We start from the raw sequence: 19,177 nt of genomic DNA on the forward strand, positions 1-19,177 counted from the left end.
TTTGTAAACTTTGATTAACACTTATTTTCCGGGGGTAAACCTTTGTTTGATCATATTGTAGATTTAGACGAACTAGCGGATCTCATCAGCCAACGTGTGAATAACCCGATTACTATAGAAGATATGAATCATCGATTGCTCGCCTATAGTAAACATGGACATTGCAATGATCAAGCGCGTATGGAGACCATTATGGGCAGAAGAGTACCTGAGACGGTCCTTAATCGGCTGTGGCAGGATGGCGTAATCCAAGAGTTAATGGGCTGTGATGATCCTATTCGGATCCAGGCGAAGAATGAAGTAGGGCTTGGCAACAGAGTTGCGATCTCTATCCGTAAAGGACAAAGTGTATTGGGGTATATTTGGGTGCAGGAAATTAACGAATGGCTGGGCGATGAGGAGATGATCTATCTTCGTCAGGCCGCTCGAGCAGCCATGCCAAGACTCCATCAAAGGCAAACCAAGCGACGACTTCAAGAAGAGAAAGGGAAAGAATTTTTCTGGGAAATCTTGCTTGGCAACATCATATCTCATCACGAGATCCAAACGAAGGCTGAGGATATTGGAATTCGCTTGCCTAAACCTTTTTCTATATTTACCTTTGAGGCGGACTCGTCTGATTATGAATCTGTGCAAAAAGAGCTGACTTACCTTCTGGCCAACCTCAAGGACTCTTTCTCCCTGACCCAATTTCCGCTGGCGGTTACAGACCAAAAAAGGTTAATTGTAATGGGAGGGGGAGGAGGCAAGAAGGTAGAGTTCCACACTCGATGCAATACCTTCGTAGAAGAGGTCAACGATCGCCTACAAGAACGATTTGGAGATTTCCCCATTCAGGGAACCTTCGGCCAGGCGTATGATTCTTTCTCCCAAGCACGAACGAGCTATCACCAAGCCCTATCCGTGCTTCGCATGAAAAAGAATTTACCCGAAGAAACGAGGGGCATTCTAGGCTATGCGGATCTAGGGATTTATCGTTTATTGCCAACCTTCGTGGAAAAAAGTGAATCAGAGGGCTATAGCAACTACCGATTAGAACGACTCATGAAGTATGACCTAGAAAACCAAAGCAATCTACTTGAGACACTTGAAGTTTACCTCGACTTTGCTGGAAGAATCAATTTGACAGCTGGGCAACTTCATATTCACCCCAATACGCTTGCTTATCGGCTTAAGCGCATATCGGAGGTTGCTGGTTTGGATTTAGATGATCCAAACCAAAGAATTTCGATGTACCTTGATTTGAAGATGATGAAATTTACAAATTCCTAAATTCTAGCACCTAAAACTTAGGTGCTTTTTTCATTTGTGGATTTCCACAAGGCACTTTATAGTTTTTTTGAGTTTTACATAAGGTGAAGAAAATATCTATACCTTATAATGAAATAGTAAATGATAAATAGTGCCAGGAATTCCATTGAAGGAGCTGAATCAGGAATGATTATTGGAGTACCAAAAGAGATAAAAAACAACGAGAATCGCGTCGGTTTAACACCAGCAGGTGTAACCGCTTTCAAAAATAATGGACATGATGTTTGGGTAGAAACCAATGCCGGAATGGGCAGTGGATTTACGGACGAGGACTACACAGCGGCAGGTGCGAAGATCGTAGATTCGGCAAGTGTTGTTTGGTCTGCTGAGATGGTGGTTAAGGTTAAAGAACCACTTCCTGAAGAATATACGTACTTCCGTGAAGGGCTTATTCTTTACACCTACTTGCACTTAGCTCCAGAACCAGAGTTGACTAAGGCATTGGTAGAAAAGAAAGTGATTGCTATTGCTTATGAAACCATCCAAGCAGATAACGGATCCCTTCCATTGCTCACTCCTATGAGTGAAGTAGCGGGAAGAATGTCCATTCAAATCGGAGCCCAGTTCCTTGAAAAGTCTAAAGGCGGTAAAGGGGTTCTTCTTGGAGGAGTACCGGGAGTAGCACCTGGTGAAGTGGTTATCGTTGGTGGTGGTATTGTAGGAACGAACGCAGCGAAAATGGCTCTAGGATTAGGGGCAAGTGTAACCTTGCTTGATATCAGTGCTGACCGTCTTCGTCAATTAGATGATATGTTCCAAGGTCGTCTGAAAACGTTAATGTCTAACAGCTACAATATCGCAGAAGCGGTGAAGAAGGCTGACCTCGTTGTCGGTGCTGTTCTGATCCCTGGCGCGCGTGCACCTCGCCTTGTAACAGAGGAAATGGTGAAGACGATGCAACCAGGTTCTGTGATTGTTGACGTAGCGATCGACCAAGGTGGATCTATTGAAACGATTGATCGTATCACCACTCACGATAATCCAACGTATGTAAAGCATGGAGTACTTCACTATGCTGTAGCTAATATGCCTGGTGCCGTAGCACGTACATCTACAATCGCTCTTACAAACGTAACCGTTCCTTATGGTGTACAAATTGCAAATAAGGGATGGAAGCAAGCAGCGCTTGATAATAAAGCTCTTGCTAAGGGAATTAACGTTGTAGATGGAAAGGTAACCTATAAGGCTGTAGCTGAAGCTCATGGTTACACTCCAGTAGCTGTTGAAACGGTTTTAACCGGACAAAACGTAGGCGTATAATCATAAAACGAGACCGAGGGGGTTGTAACCTTCGGTCTCTTCTGTGTTATAATTCCTACTGAGTACAGTAAGGAGTGGGTCGACCTTGTTGAAGCGTTATTTCACCATAAAAGGCAGCGGTGTAACGGAGATTGAAATTAATCGCTCCAGATTTATAGGATATGTAGAACGTGTAGAAACAGAAGAGCAAGCTCAAGCCTTTATCGCTTCCCTGAAGAAGAAGCATTGGGATGCGACGCACAATTGCTCAGCTTATATAATTGGGGAGCATGATCAGATCCAGAAGGCTGACGACGATGGAGAGCCTAGCGGGACGGCAGGTAAACCCATTTTAGAGGTCCTGAAGAAGAATCACGTGAAGGATACCGCGGTTGTGGTGACCCGTTATTTTGGAGGTATTAAATTAGGGGCAGGCGGGTTAATTCGAGCTTATGGAAAGGGTGCTTCGGAAGCACTGAAAGCAGGAACGATCGTGGAGCGAGTACTCCATGATCTGTACCAATTTGAATTAGACTACACTTTCCTCGGAAAAATTGAGAATGAACTTCGAGCGAAGCCACAATATATTATTGATCACATTGGATATCTCGATATGGTTACCGTTTCTGTCTTAGTAGAAACAGGACAAGAGGCCCCGCTTATCGAATGGATGACCGATTTGACAAGCGGACAAGTCAAGATTTCTCAAGGTGAATCGAGGTACATTGAGTTTGATAAAGAGGTATCAGATACATAGCTTCTTCTTCTCCGGAACAGACTAATGGGAAACGATGATTCGGAGGGATGATGAGCATGAGTGAAAAGAAACACCCCAAAAACAGGAGTCAATGTGCAGGTTGTGGGGATCCATTGCTCGAAGCGAAGGAGAAATTCCAAGATTTCCAGACAGAGGCAGCGGAAGAGATCTACTGTCCAAACTGCAGACACCAAAAACATTTTGGCGTTATCCATTCTGAATAAGGCAAAATTATGGCAACGAGAAAAAAGAGTTTACTCTTGTGTATAAAGTATTTACAATAGATATGTATGTTTTAGTGGGACAGATTTACATAGAAAGCAAATGGAGAGTGATCGACAAATGGTTATGGTATTAATTCTTCTAGCGACCGGGCTGCTTTCAGGCTACGGTATCTTGCAAAATAAGAAAACCGGAAACGTCTTTGGCTTTGCTTTTTCCGCTTTTTCTTTTGTCTTCTTTTTGTTCTGTACGGTCCTAGCATTAGTGATCTAGTTCAGGTAGCCGCTCCTGCTTTAAGTAGGGGCGGTTTTTTCTTTAACAAGTTATCTTGTGCTTGGTGGCAAAAGATAAGTTATAATGATACTAACCATGTGTTTAAGGGGAGGAAAAAAAGAATGGAAGTCATAAAGATCAGTCCTCGTGGCTATTGTTACGGAGTCGTAGATGCCATGGTATTGGCTTTGCAAACAGCGAAAAATTTTGATTTTCCCCGTCCAATTTATATTCTCGGGATGATTGTTCATAATAGCCATGTTGTGGAGGCCTTTGAAAGAGAAGGGGTCATTACCATCGAAGGACCCGATCGTTTAGATATGTTGGAACAGATTGAGAAAGGGACGGTGATCTTCACAGCTCACGGAGTCTCTCCTGAAGTAAAGAAAAGAGCAAGAGAAAAAGGGTTAACAGTAGTGGACGCTACTTGCCCTGATGTAACGAAGACCCATGATTTAATCAAAGAGAAAGTAGCCGATGGATACGATATTATCTATATCGGAAAGAAAGGTCACCCGGAACCGGAAGGCGCCATAGGAAATTCACCAGACCGTGTGCATTTAATTGAGAAGCCGGAGGATGTGGATAAGCTTAACCTAGAGAACGATAAGCTTATCGTCACTAATCAGACGACCATGAGTCAGTGGGATATTAAGCACATTATGAATAAGTGCATTGCTAAATTTCCACAAGCAGAAATTCATAATGAGATCTGCTTAGCAACTCAGGTGCGCCAAGAGGCTGTAGCAGAACAGGCGAAGGAAGCCGATCTGTTGCTGGTTGTAGGAGACCCCAAGAGCAATAACTCCAATCGCCTAGCTCAAGTTTCTGAGGAGATCGCAGGGACTGAGAGCTACCGAATTGGAGATGTCACAGAAATTAAGCAGGAGTGGCTAAAAGGAAAAAGGAAAGTTGCGGTTACGGCAGGAGCCTCTACGCCAACGCCGATAACACGAGAAGTCATCCACTACCTAGAACAATATGAAGAGTCAGATCCATCTACTTGGGAAACGAGACGTACAGTTAATATGGCTAAGATCCTTCCTACGGTGAAGGAAAAAGCATAAAATACAAGCTTGAACTCTGTCGAGAATGTCTTGACAGAGTTTTTTGTCATATAATGTGTTATATAATAATTTTAGAAAAAGGCTTGCTGTTTTATATATCTGTTGTTATAATACAGTTAAGAGAAAATTGATGGGGAGATGATTGTTATGAAACAGTGGGGAAGACAGTATAGATGGTCTTATGAGAGTGAAGCTTTTATTATCAGTGATGTTGATCCACATTACTATGCCTGTAAGTACTTAGATTCAACATTAGGGTTCGTAATAGATAAGGATGCCTTCCAAAGACAGTTAGAAAAGGGACGAATTCGTGAGTATAGTTCAAGAAGTATGGCCGTTTAATAAAACACACAAGGCTGGATACCATTGAAGGGTTTCCAGCCTTGTGTGTTTTTAATTGGTTAAGCGGGCAATGGGGAAGGCGATCTCTTCTTGAGAAGGGTCGAATTTCCCCCAGGCCATCATGCCGTTTAGGTATGTAATGGTAAACTTTCCGTCATAACCAGTTACATGATACGTCTGTCCTGGAATGAAGTCGGCTGGATTCATGAGATAAGACTTTGCCATGTAAAATTTTTGTTCTAGAACAGCCGCTTCTGAGAAAAAACCAGCTTGGTGTTTTTTCATCGAGGCTTCTTTAAGCTTTAATAATTCATGGTTAAGTTCTTCTGTTGTCATTTCACTATATCGTTTCTCCATGAGTAGTCCCTACTTTCCTTTTTTTCCATTATAAACAATTTGCTCGTCTGCACAATAATAGATTGACAATCGGGTAGGAAATTGAAAGAATGTAATTAATGTAAATACTATGTCTAGATGGTTAATGGATGGAAACGAAGGGAGTGAGACAGATGACACAGGACAATAAACTAATCCCTGAATTAGATGGATTGTTATATAAATTTACAGAACTGCTAACGGGGGAAGCGACAGAAGAACGGGTGGAAATGATCAAAGTATGGTCTATATATAGCCATATGCTGAAAGTAATGCCTCCGCTGGTTAAACATTGGACGTCTGAGGAAGAGCATCAAGAAGCTAAGCGTAAGATACGTGAGATCTTTGAAGAGATTCAACGTCTAAATGAGGAAAATAAAAAACAAATACGTGAGCATCAATCCGTTTTTAATAAGAATGAGTAAGAAGAAGGAGCTGTCTTTTCTATTCGAAAAGATCAGCCCCTTTTTTCTTTATTGTAAAGGATAAGGAAACTGGGTGCTGTAATTACTGAATTGCCTATAAGCTTGGTCTAGCTTTTGTTGTTCTTCTGCTTCAAGCTTATATGCTCCTCTTTGGAACATGAGGTTAAAGGCATGGCGCTGAGCCATATGGGTTTCCGTGAGAATCATCATGTAATCCTGATGCAAGGAATCATGACTGGCTTCCCGAACGGCTACATTAATACTGTCCGTCAAGTATTTCTCAGTAGCTAAGATATCGTTCAGAAAGTCCCTGTCATTCATCTGAGGTCCTTTTACCTTTGGCTCGTTAGCTGGCTTAGGGTTTTTTATTGTATTTTGCTGTTGCTGCATCAAGGAACCCTCCTGTACTCGTTATTGGAACATTTGGTTTTGCTGCTGTTGCTGTCCTTGCTGCTGTTGTTGTGGAACCCCCATCATCTGCTGGGTGTTGTTATTTTGACAATGCTTTAACAATAAGTTGTAGTGACGCTGATGCATCTGACCGATGGTGTCTATTTCTTGCTTAAGTTGCGGATCTTGTACCTGAGCCGAGAAATGGGAGCATTTCTTCATTGCATCCAACAGCCAAGACATCGCATCTTTTAGATAAAGTAAGTCTTTCGTCGTTACTACTTGAGGGGGAGTCATCATCATTGGCTGCTGTTGCTGTTGTTGCGGCTGCATCGTTGTTTGCATCCGGTTACCCTCCTAGAGAATCCAAGAATCGAGCAGTCTTACCTGCTCCCTTTTTGTTTTTCCCTCAGTAATTGACTTATAGACTGATTAGATTTTGGGATTTAAGCGTGGGCTGGTGATTCAATTTGGATGTGTGAGACGACGATACGAATTTGTTCAACTTCTAAATCCATGAATTCAAGGAAGGCATCATAGATATGCTGTTGGATAGTATTAGCCAGATCGTTAACGTTTTGGCCTAAGTGAATAATGAATGAGGCATCTACCTCTACAACAGGAGTGTTCGTGATGTCAACTTTCACTTTTCTAAAAGATTCAATAAAAGGTAAATGCTCACAGGACTGAATCGCTATTTTTTTCATGGCTAATTCTGAGACATGGATTTTTCCTGTCTGGAATTGTGGATGGACGATAGTGGTTTCCCCGATCTCTTCCTTTTTAGGAGAAAAGATCTTGTCCACCTTGGCAATTAAGCGATGAATAAAGTCTTGTTCCACCTGAATCCGAGGGATAGGGATGACGTGCCGCCCCTGAGTCCCACGATCAAACAAAGCAGCCTTGATCTCTGCGGAGGAACGAATTTCTTCAATATTGATATAATGGTGGATCTCTGGGAGGGCTAAAGCTCCCTGTATACGATGGATCATCTTTCGTGATGTCCCTAAGACGAGTAGGCGCTCAATGGGATAATGATTTATAGCTTCTTTTACGGCATCAGCATGCTCTTCCCAGAAGAAGATCGCCCGCTTTACAGCCTGGACCGTTGTTTTTTCATATTTAGCCGATTGTCCAGCGACTTTCTTTCCTTGATAAATGAGCAACCCATCATCGATAATGGCATTGATATTATATTTATGAGCAAGAGCTAGAGCACTCGTGCTCTTTCCTGTTCCGCTCGGACCATATAAGGCATAAATCTCCACAGCATATTTCTCCTTTTTGCATATGTCTTGACCCCAGTATACCAAAAAGTGGGGACTAGAGTTTAAAATGGGAAGAAAAAGTCTTGCTTTATGGTTAAGCAAGACTTTTCTCTAGTGTTTATGATTTTGTTTCACTTAAGATGGCCCCAAGTTCTTTTGAACGTTCAGTCGCTCTAAGGACACAGGAAACGAGGGCTTCTTCAAACTGGAACGAACGAAGTTTATCGAGTCCAGCCTGGGTCGTACCATTCGGTGAGGTCACTTTTTCCCTTAGGACGGCAGGATCCTCTCCTGTTTCCTTCAACATATGAGCCGCTCCAATTAAGGTTTGTAGAATCAATTCACGCGCGACCTGCTCATCTAAACCGGCTTGAACGGCACCAGATTGTAAGGATTCGACCAGATAATAGATATAAGCAGGACCACTTCCAGATAGACCTGTAACAGCGTCTAGTTGATGTTCTTCTACAACGGCAACCATTCCGATGGATTCGAAAATATGCTTAGCTAGTTCCAAATGTTCTTCGGTCGCGGTTTCACCTTGGCAAACACCTGTCGCTGACAAGCCGATCGTTGCCGATGTGTTAGGCATCGTCCGTATTACCGGAGCTTGATGACCCAACAAGGAAGTGATGAAGGTTGTCGTGATACCGGCTACAACCGAGATGACTAGTTGATTAGGATTTGTTAAATGTTTAATTTCCTCTAAGGCGGAGGCAACGTCTTTTGGCTTCATGGCCAAGATGAGAATATCCGCGTCCTGGATGGAGCTGTCCTTTTGATTAGCATCTGCAACGACTCCAAAATTATAAACCAACTCATCTAAGCGAAATCGATCACTACGGTTTGTAATGCTGACAGCTCCTGGTTTAATAATCCGCTTGTTGAGCATACCGGCGAGTACAGCTTCTGCCATGGCACCTGCACCTAGAAAGCAGACTTTTTTCTCTGATAACATATTGGACCTCCTGTTAATTTCGAATTTGACCTTGCCCACGCAATAGATATTTATAGGATGTCAATTCTTTTAATCCCATAGGTCCACGGGCATGTAATTTTTGTGTACTAATGCCAATCTCAGCTCCGAAACCAAACTCGAATCCATCGGTAAAGCGAGTGGATGCATTATGGTAAACGGCTGCCGCATCGATTTCTCGAAGGAAACGTTCAGCATGGTCAGCTTTTTCTGTAACAATACATTCAGAGTGGCCGCTGCCATACTTTTCAATATGCTCAATCGCCTCGCCTAGATGATCCACTGTTTTCACCGCAAGAATGAGGTCAAGATATTCTGTCCCCCAGTCGGTTTCTTCAGCTGCCTTCAATGCAGGAGAAAGAGCTAAGGTCTTTTCGCATGCTCGAAGCTCTACACCTTTGCTCTGGAGAGCTTCTACAACCTTTGGTAGATGAGTGGCTGCCCACTCTTGATTCACAAGTAGAGTTTCAACGGTATTACATACCGCAGGTCTATGCGTTTTCGCATTAACGATAATATCTAGTGCCATATCCACCTGAGCACTTTCATCTATATATACATGACAGTTGCCAACACCCGTTTCAAGTACAGGTACGGTAGCATTCTGAACAACATGGGAGATCAAACCTGCGCCGCCGCGTGGGATCAATACATCTACGTATTGATTTAAACGAAGCATCTGATCGGAGGTTTCATAAGATGTATCCTCAAGTAATTGCACAGCTTCCCTAGGAAGTCCAGACTCTTCTAGAGCATCCTGGATCAATTGGATGATCGCTTTATTGGAATGAAGGGCGGAGGAGCTTCCTCTTAAGTAGGCCGCATTCCCAGTCTTTAGACAGAGAGCCGCCGCATCGACCGTCACATTAGGACGTGCTTCATAGATAATCCCAGCCACACCTAGTGGTACTCGAACTTTTTCGACGACGAGTCCGTTTGGCCTGGTAAAGGTTTCAATCGTTTCTCCTACAGGATCAGGAAGTTCCATCACTTGTCGTAATCCTTCTGCCATGTCTTGAATTCGTTTTTCCGTTAGGGCGATGCGATCAATAATGGCGTTAGGGGTGTTATTTTCCCGAGCCTTGTGCAGGTCCTTCTCATTTTCTTGGATAAGTAATGGACTATGAGTCAAGAGTTGGTCAGCAATAGCTGCAAGAGCTCGATTCTTTTGTTCGGTTGTAGCCATACTTAATTTTTTCGCTGCTGCTTTAGCCGCTTGGCCTTTGGTTAATAATTCGGTCATGTTAATTCCCTCCAATCATAAGATACCCATTCATCTCGATGAATGACTTCAGGCTTTGATCCCCCGGTTTGGGACATCGCGTATTCTGATGAATTTCCTTTTACTAGCTCTATTAGAGTTGACGAATAATTCACTAATCCTTTACCAATGCGCTCTCCGGAAGAAGTGACCACTTCTACTACATCGCCTTTATCAAACACACCTTCTACAGCAGTAATGCCTGAGGGAAGAAGACTCTTGCCCTGTTCCTGCAGGGCCATCTTGGCTCCTTGATCTACAATCAGACTGCCTTTTACATCCGCGTGAAAAGCGATCCACTGTTTTTTATTCTTCATGGTTGAGAGGGTAGAGGAGCCGAAATAGGTTCCTCTACCGTTCCCCGTAATGATATCATATAATTTTTCCTTGCCCGTTCCTTGCCCGACAAAGACTTTAACACCGAAGGAAAGGGCAGTTTTAGCCGCAATGATTTTGGACCTCATTCCGCCCGTACCCACCTTAGACCCGGCACCTGTAGCCATTTCTTCTATGGCAGGAGTAATTTTTTCGATGTAATCTATTTTCTCAGCATTGGGATTGACTCGAGGGTTCGAATCGTAAAGTCCGTCTGTGTCGGTTAAGATGATGAGTAAATCAGCATGTAGAGCTCCTGCAACCAGAGCAGACAACATATCGTTATCGCCAAAGGTCAATTCTTCGATGGCCACGGTATCATTTTCGTTAATAACTGGTATTGCTCCTCTCTGCAGGAGAGCGGACAACGTATTATGTGCATTTATAAATTGCTTGCGTGTGGAGAAGTCCCTTCGAGTGAGGAGGATCTGCGCCACCGGGATCTGATATCGGGAAAAAGCCTGAGTATAAGTTTGGATGAGCTGTCCCTGACCTACGGCAGCAGACGCTTGCTTCATCTCGATGGATGTCGGTCTACTGTGGAATCCGAGCAAAGTAAACCCGGCTGCAACCGCACCAGAGGAGATCAGGACGACCTCATGTCCTAATTCTTTGAGGTAAGCGAGTGAGCTTACATGGTCCTCAAGCTTGCCTAACGATAAGCCGCCTTCCTCTTCGGTTAGGGAGCTGCTGCCGATTTTTACGGCAATTCTATATCTTTTCTTTTCAAGAAGTTTAGTCATCTCTTTCGTTCACTTCCTTTATCATCAATAAACATAAAATAAACCCTTCCATCCCTATAAAAAAGGACGAAAGGGTTATCTTCCGCGGTACCACCTTATATTGGCATAAATTGCCCACTTATACGTTGATAACAGGGGACATCCCTGTCCAGGTTGTTTCCCTGGAAAGCTCTGGGGCGGGTACAAAAAGGCATCACGACAACGGCTTGCAGCCTAGGCCGTCGTTCTCTGTTTCGCATGTCACTTTCTGGCTCCCCTTCATTGCAAGGTCATATCGAATATATTTCATAATTATGCATGAGGGTAGGAAAAATAGTCAAGTCAAAATCGAAATTTTAATACTATAAAAGGATCTCGGGAATTCCTCCCTGCTTCTTGACATAGGAGGATCAGCCAAATACAATTGATATGTTACAACTATAACTATAGTTATTACGAGATTATTGCTCGTTTTTTTTGTGGAATAAACAGGTTTTTTTGAAAGGGGTCAAAAGAATGGATACGCCCGCAACTTATAATCGATCGACAACCACTGATGAGGTACAAAACAGCGTGTCATTGCCACTCACTTGGAGAGATTACATTGAGGTAACTAAGCCTGGTATTGTGAAATCTAATCTTATTGTCATTGTGACAGGATTTTGGTTAGCATCTGCTTGGTCCGATACTTTTAGCTTTCTGCTTTTCCTTATTACCGTAGTTGGAAGCTCTCTAGTCATGGGCGGGTCCTGTGTCTTGAACAACTATCTTGATCGGGACTTAGACCTTAAGATGGAACGGACGAAGGATCGGATTATTGCTTCAGGTCGTATGTCCGCGCAATTTGCCTTGATTTATGGAATGTCATTGATTCTCATTGGAACCACGATGCTTGGAATCTGGGCCAATTCTCTAGCTGCTCTCTTAGGTTTAATCGGCGCTTTTATTTATGTAGTAGTATATACAGCATGGATGAAAAGAACGACAGACCTTAATACGGTAGTGGGAGCTATCTCTGGGGCGATGCCTCCACTTATTGGATGGGCTGCTGTTACGGGGAATCTTGAACAAGGTGCATGGGTTCTCTTTGGATTTTTATTCATCTGGCAGATCCCTCATTTCCTTGCCCTCGCTATTATGAAATCTGAGGATTACCGCGCAGCAGGATATCAGATGCTTCCCGTTGTGAAGGGATTTTTAGAGACTAAGAGACAGATCTTATTGTGGACAGGTGCTTTAGTACCGGTTTCCTTATTCCTTTATACCGTAGGTGTTGTAGGTAAGATCTATTTCGTTACGGCTGCTGTTTTAGGATTAGGATGGTTGGCTCTTGCTATAGCAGGCTTCTTTGCTCAAGACGTGATGAAGTGGGCACGTCAGATGTTCGCTTATTCTCTTGTTTATCTTATTGTCTTGTGTGTTGTTATGATGCTTAATGCGTTATAATCATATATAGAAGTCATTATGAAACCTCGCTGGCTTAGCGGGGTTTCTCTATTATAGAAAAGGGAGATTTCGCTAAATTATGAGAAGGAGCTTTAAAGATCCACAGGGTGAATTGTATCGCTTCTATATTTTAATTTTAGCAGTAGCGGTAGCCGGACTTAGCCAAGGCCTTACGTTACCGTTGCTCTCGATTATGATTGAAAAAGCAGGCCATTCCTCCATTCTGAATGGTTGGAATGCCGCAGCACTTTATATTGGAATGTTTGTCGCGTCCTTCTTCGTGGAGAAGCCTTTGCGTCGCTTTGGTTATAAGCCAATGATCCTGTTCGGTATTATTGTCGTATTGATATCGTCCCTATTGATTCCCTTATGGCATAACTTGATCTGGTGGTTTGTCTTGCGTTTCCTAATCGGGGCAGGGGATAGTGCATTGCACTATGCTTCTCAACTCTGGATTACGTCCACTAGCGCAGAGGCGCGAAGAGGGAGAAATATCTCGTTATATGGATTCGCTTATGGAGCTGGGTTTAGCGTTGGTCCCTTTGGGGTGAATCTTCTACCTATCAATGTATGGTTGCCGTTTCTTCTCGTTGCATTATTTTATATCCTCGCCTTCGTTCTTGTCCTTCGGGTTACGAATGAGTTCCCAGAGCAGGTTGCTAAAGAAGAAAAGGTGTCTTATCGTCGTGCTATTTCCTTGGGGTGGTATGCGTTAATCCCTGCCTTCTTATATGGGTATATGGAGGCAGTGATGAATGGTAGCTTCCCGGTCTATGCCTTGCGTACTGGAATCTCTGAAGGATGGGTTTCTGTTCTATTATTTTCATTTGCTGGAGGTGCCCTCTTGACTCAATTGCCGCTAGGGATATGGAGCGACCGAGTGGGGAGAAAGAAGGTACTTATGATAGCAGGTGCTATTGGAGCCGTTGGATTCACTTCTATTCCTTTAGCGGGTGATAAGGTAGGCCTTATTCTGTTTATTTTCGCTGTAACGGGTTGTTCGATAGGGTCCTTCTTCTCATTGGGTTTAGCTTATTTAGCTGATCTTCTTCCCAAGCATATGCTTCCAAGCGCCAATGTTCTGGCAGCTATGTTATTTAGTATAGGAAGTATTATCGGACCAGCAATGTCTGGCATGGGGATTCAATACATTCATCCGAACAGCCTATTTTTCTTTTTAGGGTTTGTGTTTGCCGGATTCTTTTTATTAGGGTTTAAGGCCAAACACTCCTATCAAGCGGAACAACAACAGCCAGAAAGCGTCAGTTGATCCATATTGACCGAAGTTAGAAGGGTAGGGTATGATTTTTATAGTCTTGCCGCACGAAACCGACTCCTAAGGAGAGAGGCTGAAGGCGGTAAGACTTTTTTCTTTTGAAGGAGGATGACGGATGAGCTACAACGGATTTCTGCGAGGATTAACGCATGAATATAAGAGTCCTATTACTTATCACTTACCGATGGGAGAAGACACAGTTGTCTTAAATGACTGGTTAGGGAAAAAGGTGGCTTTAAGTTTTCTCGGTGAAATGCAATGTACGAATTGTGGAAGAAAGATTAAAAAGACGTTCAATACGGGATACTGCTATCCCTGTGTGATTTCCTTACCTGAGACAGATCTGTGCATTGTCAAACCACATGAATGTCATTATCATGCCGGGACATGCCGTGATTCGGCCTTCGGCGACACGCACTGTATGATTCCGCACTATGTCTATATTGCTGTAAGCAGCGGAGTCAAGGTCGGCTTAACTCGCAAGAGCAATGAGATGAAGCGTTGGGTAGACCAAGGGGCGATCCAGGCCATTCCTATAGCCGAGGTGCCCAATCGCAAGCTAGCCGGTGAACTGGAGGTTGCTTTAGCGGAGCATTTCCCTGATAAGACGGATTGGCGCAAGATGCTCAAAGGGGAAGCGGAACCGCTAGACTTGTTTGAATTGAGAGAAAAGGCGTTCTCCTATTTCCCAGACGAATTTAAGCCTTACGCGATTCGTGAGGAACAATGGGTAGAGGTCGTTTACCCCTTGTTGGAATCTGTGGGAAAAGTGAAGACGTACAATCTTGACAAGCAACCAGAAATAGAGGATCGCCTGATTGGGATTAAGGGTCAATATCTCATCTTTGAGCAAGCGGTGTTGAACATTAAAAAGTACACGGGATATAAGGTCTCCATGGCGGTTATGGAGTAGTAGAAGGTGTAGAGCAGGTCTAAAACAAGAACAGGATGAAACTGGATATTCAGAGGATTAATTGTGTATGCTAGGGCTAGTAAAGAACTAGCGAATTTTGCCTATAATTATGGTAAAATAATCTAGATCATACATAAGGAGGTCTTAAGGATGAGTTATCCAGCCGAACTAAGGTATAGTAAAGAACACGAGTGGGTTCGTGTTGAAGGCAACAAAGCATATATTGGGATTACTTATTTTGCCCAGTCAGAGCTTGGAGACATTGTATTCGTTGAACTTCCCTCTGTAGGGGATGATATCGTTCAAGACAGCTCTTTTGGAAGCGTCGAATCCGTGAAAACGGTTTCTGAACTTTATGCTCCAGTGAGCGGCAAGGTTCTTGAGGTTAACGCTGAATTAGAGGATTCTCCTGAATTAGTGAACGATTCTCCTTATGAGAAGGCATGGATGATTGTTGTTGAGCTTGAAGATCCTTCCCAGGTTGAAGGGCTCATGTCTGCCAATGAATACGAAAGCATGGTTAAGGAAGACTAATATCATCTCTTAAACTTGAAGGAGCTGATGGACTATGTCTGAATTATCACCGCGTACGGATATCACGGAGAGAATTCGGGGGGAAATCAGAGAGAATGCCATTATCCTGACCTTGCATGGGCAGGCCATTGGTCATATTCCTTTTGATGCAACATGTGTTCATATGGACCAAGGTTATCAAGTAGATGATCAGCGTATCTTCCGAGTGGAAGACGCGAGCATTCCACAACCTGCACAATATGTAGATTGCGAAGAGAATGGCTGGTGCTAAATGCACTGGCCTTTTCTTATTTTTGCTCGGTTATTTTAGCGTTCTTGATTTTCCTGCCAATCACCCCAATATTTAAACCTAGGAAACTGGAATACTCCCTATTAAAATAGAATATAAATGAACAAAGTTTCGGCCAACTTCAAGAGATTGAAAGTTTCGGTTGGAGAAATGTAGGGGAGGAGATCCGATGAGTTTCTGTTGTGGAGCGAGTATGATCGGCGCACTCGGCAGCCTGCGTCACCACAAGACTTACATCAACAATGTACCGATACTTCACTGTCCGGTCTGTAACCGGATTGATGTACACCCAAGAATAGAAGAAGAGTTTGAAATTCTGTCAGAATACGCACAAACGGATGACACTCCTGAAGTGGATTTTAAAGAATACGTGAATGGAGAATCCTTGAAAAATATTTTTGAAAATTGTACAGTAATTGATGAAGGGCGAATTGACGAAGTGTTTCGCCAGCAGATTGATTCAGCTCTAGACCTTTTATCCGTTGCCAAAATGTTAAAGGATCGTGAGTGGGAAGAATCGCTGAAGAAGAGACTGAACCGATTAAGTGAGCGTCTTAATAAGTGGAAAAGTCAAAAACAACGCTGATAGGAAAAGGAAAATAGTCTTTCCGCCTAGTGGGAAGGCTATCCTTTTTATGTAAATAGGAAGGTAGAAAACTTGTTTGCTTCGTGGCAATCAAGTTTTCTTTCTTTTACATAGTCAAATACGGACATAAATGTAAACGTCCAGACGAATAACTGTGGTGTGAGGTGAAAACATGTTTTTAACCCGCTTCCTAGGAAAGCGTTCTTCACAACCGTCTCAAGCCAAGATTGAACTAGAAGAGGATATCCGCTTGGCCCAAAACGGGGACTTGGACGTTAGAAATCAATTGATTAGTCAATATACGCCATTTATTTCGCAAGTCGCCTCAAAGGTGTGCAAGAGATTTATTGATCCTTCACGAGACGATGAATTCAGTGTGGCTATGGAAGCTTTTGATGAGGCGATAAACAAGTATACCATTGGGAAAGGAAGTTCGTTTCTTTCTTTTGCTGATCTTGTTATACGTCGCCGGATCATCGATTACATTCGAAAAGAATCCAGGCACCGCGGTCAATTATCCTTCGAGCATACCATCGAAGGCGAAGAAGACTCCGACCTGTCTCCCATAGAGACGCAGGCTTCGATCCAGCAATATCAGCTTGATTACGAAGCTAGTTTGCGAAGGGAGGAAATCGAGCATTACAAAGAGAAATTAAAGGAATTTGACATTGATTTAATGGATCTTCCGGATATTTCTCCTAAGCACGCTGATGCCAGGCAAAATGCCATCGAAGTGGCGAGGGTGTTAGTCAGGAGTGAACGGCTTAGTACTCTTTTTACAGAAAAAAAGAAGCTCCCGATGAAAGAGTTGATGAACGAAGTGGAAGTAAGCCGGAAAACGGTAGAACGGAATCGGAATTATATTGTAGCTATTATCCTTTTGCTCATGGAAGACTACCGATACCTCCAAAGCTACCTGCAGATTAATGAAGAGAAAGGAGGGTACGTTGCCGTTGAATAAAGGTATTGTCATGGAATCAGGGGAAAAGTGGACGGTTGTGTTAACCCCGGATGGCGAATTTGTTAAAATTCCTGCACATCCACATCATCTAGAAGGTAAAGAAGTTTTTTTTCATCCGGCAGCGGTGGGTATCCCCTCCAGTAGAAGACGAAGAATACCACGATGGATGAGTGCGGTTTCTCTTGCAACAGCCTGTCTATTGCTGCTCGTGATGATCTTTCCATTTGGTTCGGGGTCGACGGCTTATGCGGCAGTTACAATCGATATTAATCCAAGTATCGAGCTGGAAGTAGATGAAGATACTTTCGTTATCAGTGCCACTTCGATGAACGATGAAGGCCAAGAGATTCTCAGTTCTTTTGAATGGAAAAATAAGCTTTTGACTATCGTGACCGTAAACATCGTTCAAATAGCTGAGCAGAAGGGATACATGAATGCGGAAAACCAGGTGTTGATTACAACAACCTACTATCAGGAAGATAACGAACAGGATCTAGAGCCGATCCTAGAACAAGTATCTGAATCTGTCACTACAGAAAATGAAATTACTTTTGTCCTTGTACAAGGGAAAAAAGAATGGAAAGAAGAAGCTCAGCAAAAGAATATAGCCCCAGGTAGGTTTATGCTTGTTAAGCAAGCTGAAGAGCAAGGGGTTGAGTTAACAGAGAACGAAGTAAAGAACGGCGAACTTGATCGTATTCCTCCGGTCTCAGGAGTCAAGGTGATACCTCCAAAACCAAAGAAGGATAAAAAAGACAAAGAGAAAGACAAAGATAAAGAGAAAGCTGCACCGGAAAAAGGTCCAGCCGTTCCTGCAGGATCGCCGAAACCGCCTGGTCAACAGGGCAAGCCAGAGCAAAAGAAGCCGGAACCAAAGGATGAGCCTAAATCAGAGCCTAAGAAGGACCAAGGTAAGCCTGATATAAAGAAACCGGATACACCAAAGCCCGCAGAAAAGAAAGAAGAGCAGAAGAGGCAGGAACAAAAGAAAGAAAATGAAAAGAAGGAAGAACAAAAGAAGGAGGCGCCGAAGCAGGTGCCTCCTAAGCCGCAAGATGAAAAGAATGAAAATGCAAAAGGTAAAGAGAATAAAAAGTCTGATGGAGACGATGATCGAAAAGAGAGCGACAAAGGTAAAGGTAGGGATAAGGAATCCCCTGGTCAAAGCAAAAAGGACGATAAAGATTGAATGTGTGCAGAAGAGGCTGAAACCAAAGGATTGGGATCAGTCTCTTATTTTTGTTTGTGGTAGAGTGGGTGGGGTTGAGGATTTGATTCCTTTTTGGATTTAGTCTGTTTTTTGAGCTACTTTTTAATGAAAATATTAAAAATGGCCTAACGAGGAGACAAGTGTTGACTGTCTTCCCCTCCAAAAAGTCTATTTTTTTATACGGAGCGACTAATAGTAGTACTAGCTATGGATTAACTTTGAGCTTGGGTTGGCATCCTTGGTCTAAATGAACCGTAAACTCACGAATTATTGAAATTAGTCACGAAGCTATTGATTTTTGTCCCAAAAAAGGAGTCATATATCACGAAGGTGTATCCGTTACAATTAACTGAGCTCTCTTACTCACGAATTTGGCTATTTTAATCACGAAGTCGGGAATGATTATAAATAAATCCATGATAAATGAAGCTTTTCAAGTTAAACAAGTAGTCAAACTCACGAAAATATGCCCTGAAGTAACGAACGATAGTTACGGAGTCACGAAGCGATAATCGTTACAAATAACTGAGCCAATGCAAGTGTGTGTGATAGCGCTTACAATCTCTCGAAAAGCATCTTCGCTATCGTCTCCTATCGCATCGCCGATAAATCCTCAGTCCCCTTTAAGCAAAGATAGAGGATCGGCTTCCTTTAGCGTCTAGCCCTGTATAATCATGAGGGTTGAAGTCGTCCCAGTAGGTGGCGTTAGCAAGGATGAGAGGCTGGTCTCGAACGAGTTCTTCGTATTGGCACTCTGTAATGTATTGATAAGCATAGCGATTGAGATAGCGTATACGCCAAATCCGTTTACCTTTCAAGGAGATAAAATGCGTAGCCAGCTTATTGCATTTAAGCTTTTGCTGATTGACGATCTTTAAACAGGGTGGACAATAGAAATCCATCTTCGTACCTCCTGATTAGTCATTTTTACTCTATTATACAAGAAATGGGATGACAGT

Annotated in this window: 24 protein-coding genes; 16 read left to right on the top strand and 8 right to left on the bottom strand. The window is 43.0% G+C overall.

What is annotated here, in order from left to right; genetic code table 11:
* Nucleotides 1-42: 42 nt before the first annotated feature.
* The 7 genes from EIZ39_RS16440 to EIZ39_RS16460 all read left to right on the top strand — a co-directional run bounded on the left by EIZ39_RS16440 (nt 43) and on the right by EIZ39_RS16460 (nt 5,211).
* Nucleotides 43-1,272, top strand: coding sequence for a PucR family transcriptional regulator (locus EIZ39_RS16440; RefSeq protein ID WP_129201102.1), 1,230 nt, complete (start codon nt 43-45; stop codon nt 1,270-1,272).
* Between the two features lie 165 nt (nt 1,273-1,437).
* Nucleotides 1,438-2,571 carry an alanine dehydrogenase gene (gene ald, locus EIZ39_RS16445; protein WP_129201349.1) on the top strand — a complete coding sequence of 378 codons (1,134 nt, stop codon included), beginning with the start codon at nt 1,438-1,440 and terminating at the stop codon, nt 2,569-2,571.
* A gap of 85 nt (nt 2,572-2,656) precedes the next feature.
* Nucleotides 2,657-3,307: a YigZ family protein gene (locus EIZ39_RS16450; RefSeq protein ID WP_129201104.1), complete on the top strand. Its 651-nt coding sequence runs from the start codon at nt 2,657-2,659 to the stop codon at nt 3,305-3,307.
* A 56-nt stretch (nt 3,308-3,363) separates the two neighbouring features.
* Nucleotides 3,364-3,531, top strand: coding sequence for a hypothetical protein (locus EIZ39_RS26720; protein WP_164985138.1), 168 nt, complete (start codon nt 3,364-3,366; stop codon nt 3,529-3,531).
* Between the two features lie 118 nt (nt 3,532-3,649).
* Complete coding sequence (locus EIZ39_RS26725; protein ID WP_164985139.1) at nt 3,650-3,802, top strand: hypothetical protein; 153 nt, start codon at nt 3,650-3,652, stop codon at nt 3,800-3,802.
* Between the two features lie 122 nt (nt 3,803-3,924).
* On the top strand, nt 3,925-4,869 hold the full coding sequence (locus tag EIZ39_RS16455) for a 4-hydroxy-3-methylbut-2-enyl diphosphate reductase (RefSeq protein WP_129201105.1): 945 nt from the start codon (nt 3,925-3,927) through the stop codon (nt 4,867-4,869).
* Between the two features lie 147 nt (nt 4,870-5,016).
* Nucleotides 5,017-5,211 (top strand): hypothetical protein, encoded by a 195-nt coding sequence (locus EIZ39_RS16460; protein WP_129201107.1) that lies wholly within the window; start codon nt 5,017-5,019, stop codon nt 5,209-5,211.
* Nucleotides 5,212-5,262: 51 nt separating this feature from the next.
* On the opposite strand, the gene EIZ39_RS16465 is transcribed toward EIZ39_RS16460, so the two are convergent.
* Entirely contained in the window at nt 5,263-5,568 is a 306-nt protein-coding gene (locus tag EIZ39_RS16465; protein ID WP_129201109.1) for a YfhH family protein, read from the bottom strand.
* A gap of 152 nt (nt 5,569-5,720) precedes the next feature.
* On the opposite strand from EIZ39_RS16465, the gene EIZ39_RS16470 reads away from it, so the two are divergent.
* Nucleotides 5,721-6,011: a DUF2573 family protein gene (locus EIZ39_RS16470; protein ID WP_129201110.1), complete on the top strand. Its 291-nt coding sequence runs from the start codon at nt 5,721-5,723 to the stop codon at nt 6,009-6,011.
* Between the two features lie 48 nt (nt 6,012-6,059).
* On the opposite strand, the gene EIZ39_RS16475 is transcribed toward EIZ39_RS16470, so the two are convergent.
* The 6 genes from EIZ39_RS16475 to proB all read right to left on the bottom strand — a co-directional run bounded on the left by EIZ39_RS16475 (nt 6,060) and on the right by proB (nt 11,024).
* Nucleotides 6,060-6,401, bottom strand: coding sequence for a spore coat protein (locus EIZ39_RS16475; RefSeq protein WP_129201112.1), 342 nt, complete (start codon nt 6,399-6,401; stop codon nt 6,060-6,062).
* A gap of 21 nt (nt 6,402-6,422) precedes the next feature.
* Nucleotides 6,423-6,734, bottom strand: a complete 312-nt coding sequence (locus EIZ39_RS16480; protein WP_129201114.1) for a hypothetical protein — start codon at nt 6,732-6,734, stop codon at nt 6,423-6,425.
* A gap of 113 nt (nt 6,735-6,847) precedes the next feature.
* Nucleotides 6,848-7,669 (bottom strand): AAA family ATPase, encoded by an 822-nt coding sequence (locus EIZ39_RS16485; RefSeq protein ID WP_129201116.1) that lies wholly within the window; start codon nt 7,667-7,669, stop codon nt 6,848-6,850.
* 118 nt (nt 7,670-7,787) lie between these two features.
* Nucleotides 7,788-8,627: a pyrroline-5-carboxylate reductase gene (gene proC / locus EIZ39_RS16490; protein WP_129201118.1), complete on the bottom strand. Its 840-nt coding sequence runs from the start codon at nt 8,625-8,627 to the stop codon at nt 7,788-7,790.
* Nucleotides 8,628-8,640: 13 nt separating this feature from the next.
* Entirely contained in the window at nt 8,641-9,888 is a 1,248-nt protein-coding gene (locus tag EIZ39_RS16495; RefSeq protein ID WP_129201120.1) for a glutamate-5-semialdehyde dehydrogenase, read from the bottom strand.
* Nucleotides 9,885-11,024 (bottom strand): glutamate 5-kinase, encoded by a 1,140-nt coding sequence (proB, locus tag EIZ39_RS16500; protein ID WP_129201121.1) that lies wholly within the window; start codon nt 11,022-11,024, stop codon nt 9,885-9,887. The genes EIZ39_RS16495 and proB overlap by 4 nt, the downstream gene beginning before the upstream one ends.
* A 495-nt stretch (nt 11,025-11,519) precedes the next feature.
* Here proB and cyoE point away from each other — a divergent pair, with 495 nt between their 5' ends.
* The 8 genes from cyoE to EIZ39_RS16540 all read left to right on the top strand — a co-directional run bounded on the left by cyoE (nt 11,520) and on the right by EIZ39_RS16540 (nt 18,197).
* Entirely contained in the window at nt 11,520-12,449 is a 930-nt protein-coding gene (gene cyoE, locus EIZ39_RS16505) for a heme o synthase (protein WP_129201123.1), read from the top strand.
* Between the two features lie 79 nt (nt 12,450-12,528).
* Nucleotides 12,529-13,719: an MFS transporter gene (locus tag EIZ39_RS16510; protein WP_129201124.1), complete on the top strand. Its 1,191-nt coding sequence runs from the start codon at nt 12,529-12,531 to the stop codon at nt 13,717-13,719.
* Between the two features lie 121 nt (nt 13,720-13,840).
* Nucleotides 13,841-14,638, top strand: coding sequence for a DUF2797 domain-containing protein (locus EIZ39_RS16515; RefSeq protein WP_129201126.1), 798 nt, complete (start codon nt 13,841-13,843; stop codon nt 14,636-14,638).
* Between the two features lie 150 nt (nt 14,639-14,788).
* On the top strand, nt 14,789-15,172 hold the full coding sequence (gcvH, locus tag EIZ39_RS16520) for a glycine cleavage system protein GcvH (RefSeq protein WP_129201127.1): 384 nt from the start codon (nt 14,789-14,791) through the stop codon (nt 15,170-15,172).
* A 34-nt stretch (nt 15,173-15,206) separates the two neighbouring features.
* Nucleotides 15,207-15,443, top strand: a complete 237-nt coding sequence (locus tag EIZ39_RS16525; protein ID WP_129201129.1) for a DUF2553 family protein — start codon at nt 15,207-15,209, stop codon at nt 15,441-15,443.
* Between the two features lie 187 nt (nt 15,444-15,630).
* Entirely contained in the window at nt 15,631-16,047 is a 417-nt protein-coding gene (locus EIZ39_RS16530) for a hypothetical protein (protein ID WP_129201131.1), read from the top strand.
* 172 nt (nt 16,048-16,219) lie between these two features.
* Nucleotides 16,220-17,008, top strand: coding sequence for an RNA polymerase sigma-I factor (gene sigI, locus EIZ39_RS16535; protein ID WP_129201133.1), 789 nt, complete (start codon nt 16,220-16,222; stop codon nt 17,006-17,008).
* Nucleotides 16,995-18,197: an anti-sigma factor domain-containing protein gene (locus EIZ39_RS16540; protein WP_164985140.1), complete on the top strand. Its 1,203-nt coding sequence runs from the start codon at nt 16,995-16,997 to the stop codon at nt 18,195-18,197. Before sigI ends, EIZ39_RS16540 begins: the two co-directional genes overlap by 14 nt.
* Before the next feature lie 644 nt (nt 18,198-18,841).
* On the opposite strand, the gene EIZ39_RS16545 is transcribed toward EIZ39_RS16540, so the two are convergent.
* Entirely contained in the window at nt 18,842-19,120 is a 279-nt protein-coding gene (locus tag EIZ39_RS16545; RefSeq protein WP_129201136.1) for a hypothetical protein, read from the bottom strand.
* Nucleotides 19,121-19,177 lie beyond the last annotated feature (57 nt).

This window comes from Ammoniphilus sp. CFH 90114 (genome assembly GCF_004123195.1).
Classification (GTDB): Bacteria; Bacillota; Bacilli; order Aneurinibacillales; family RAOX-1; genus YIM-78166.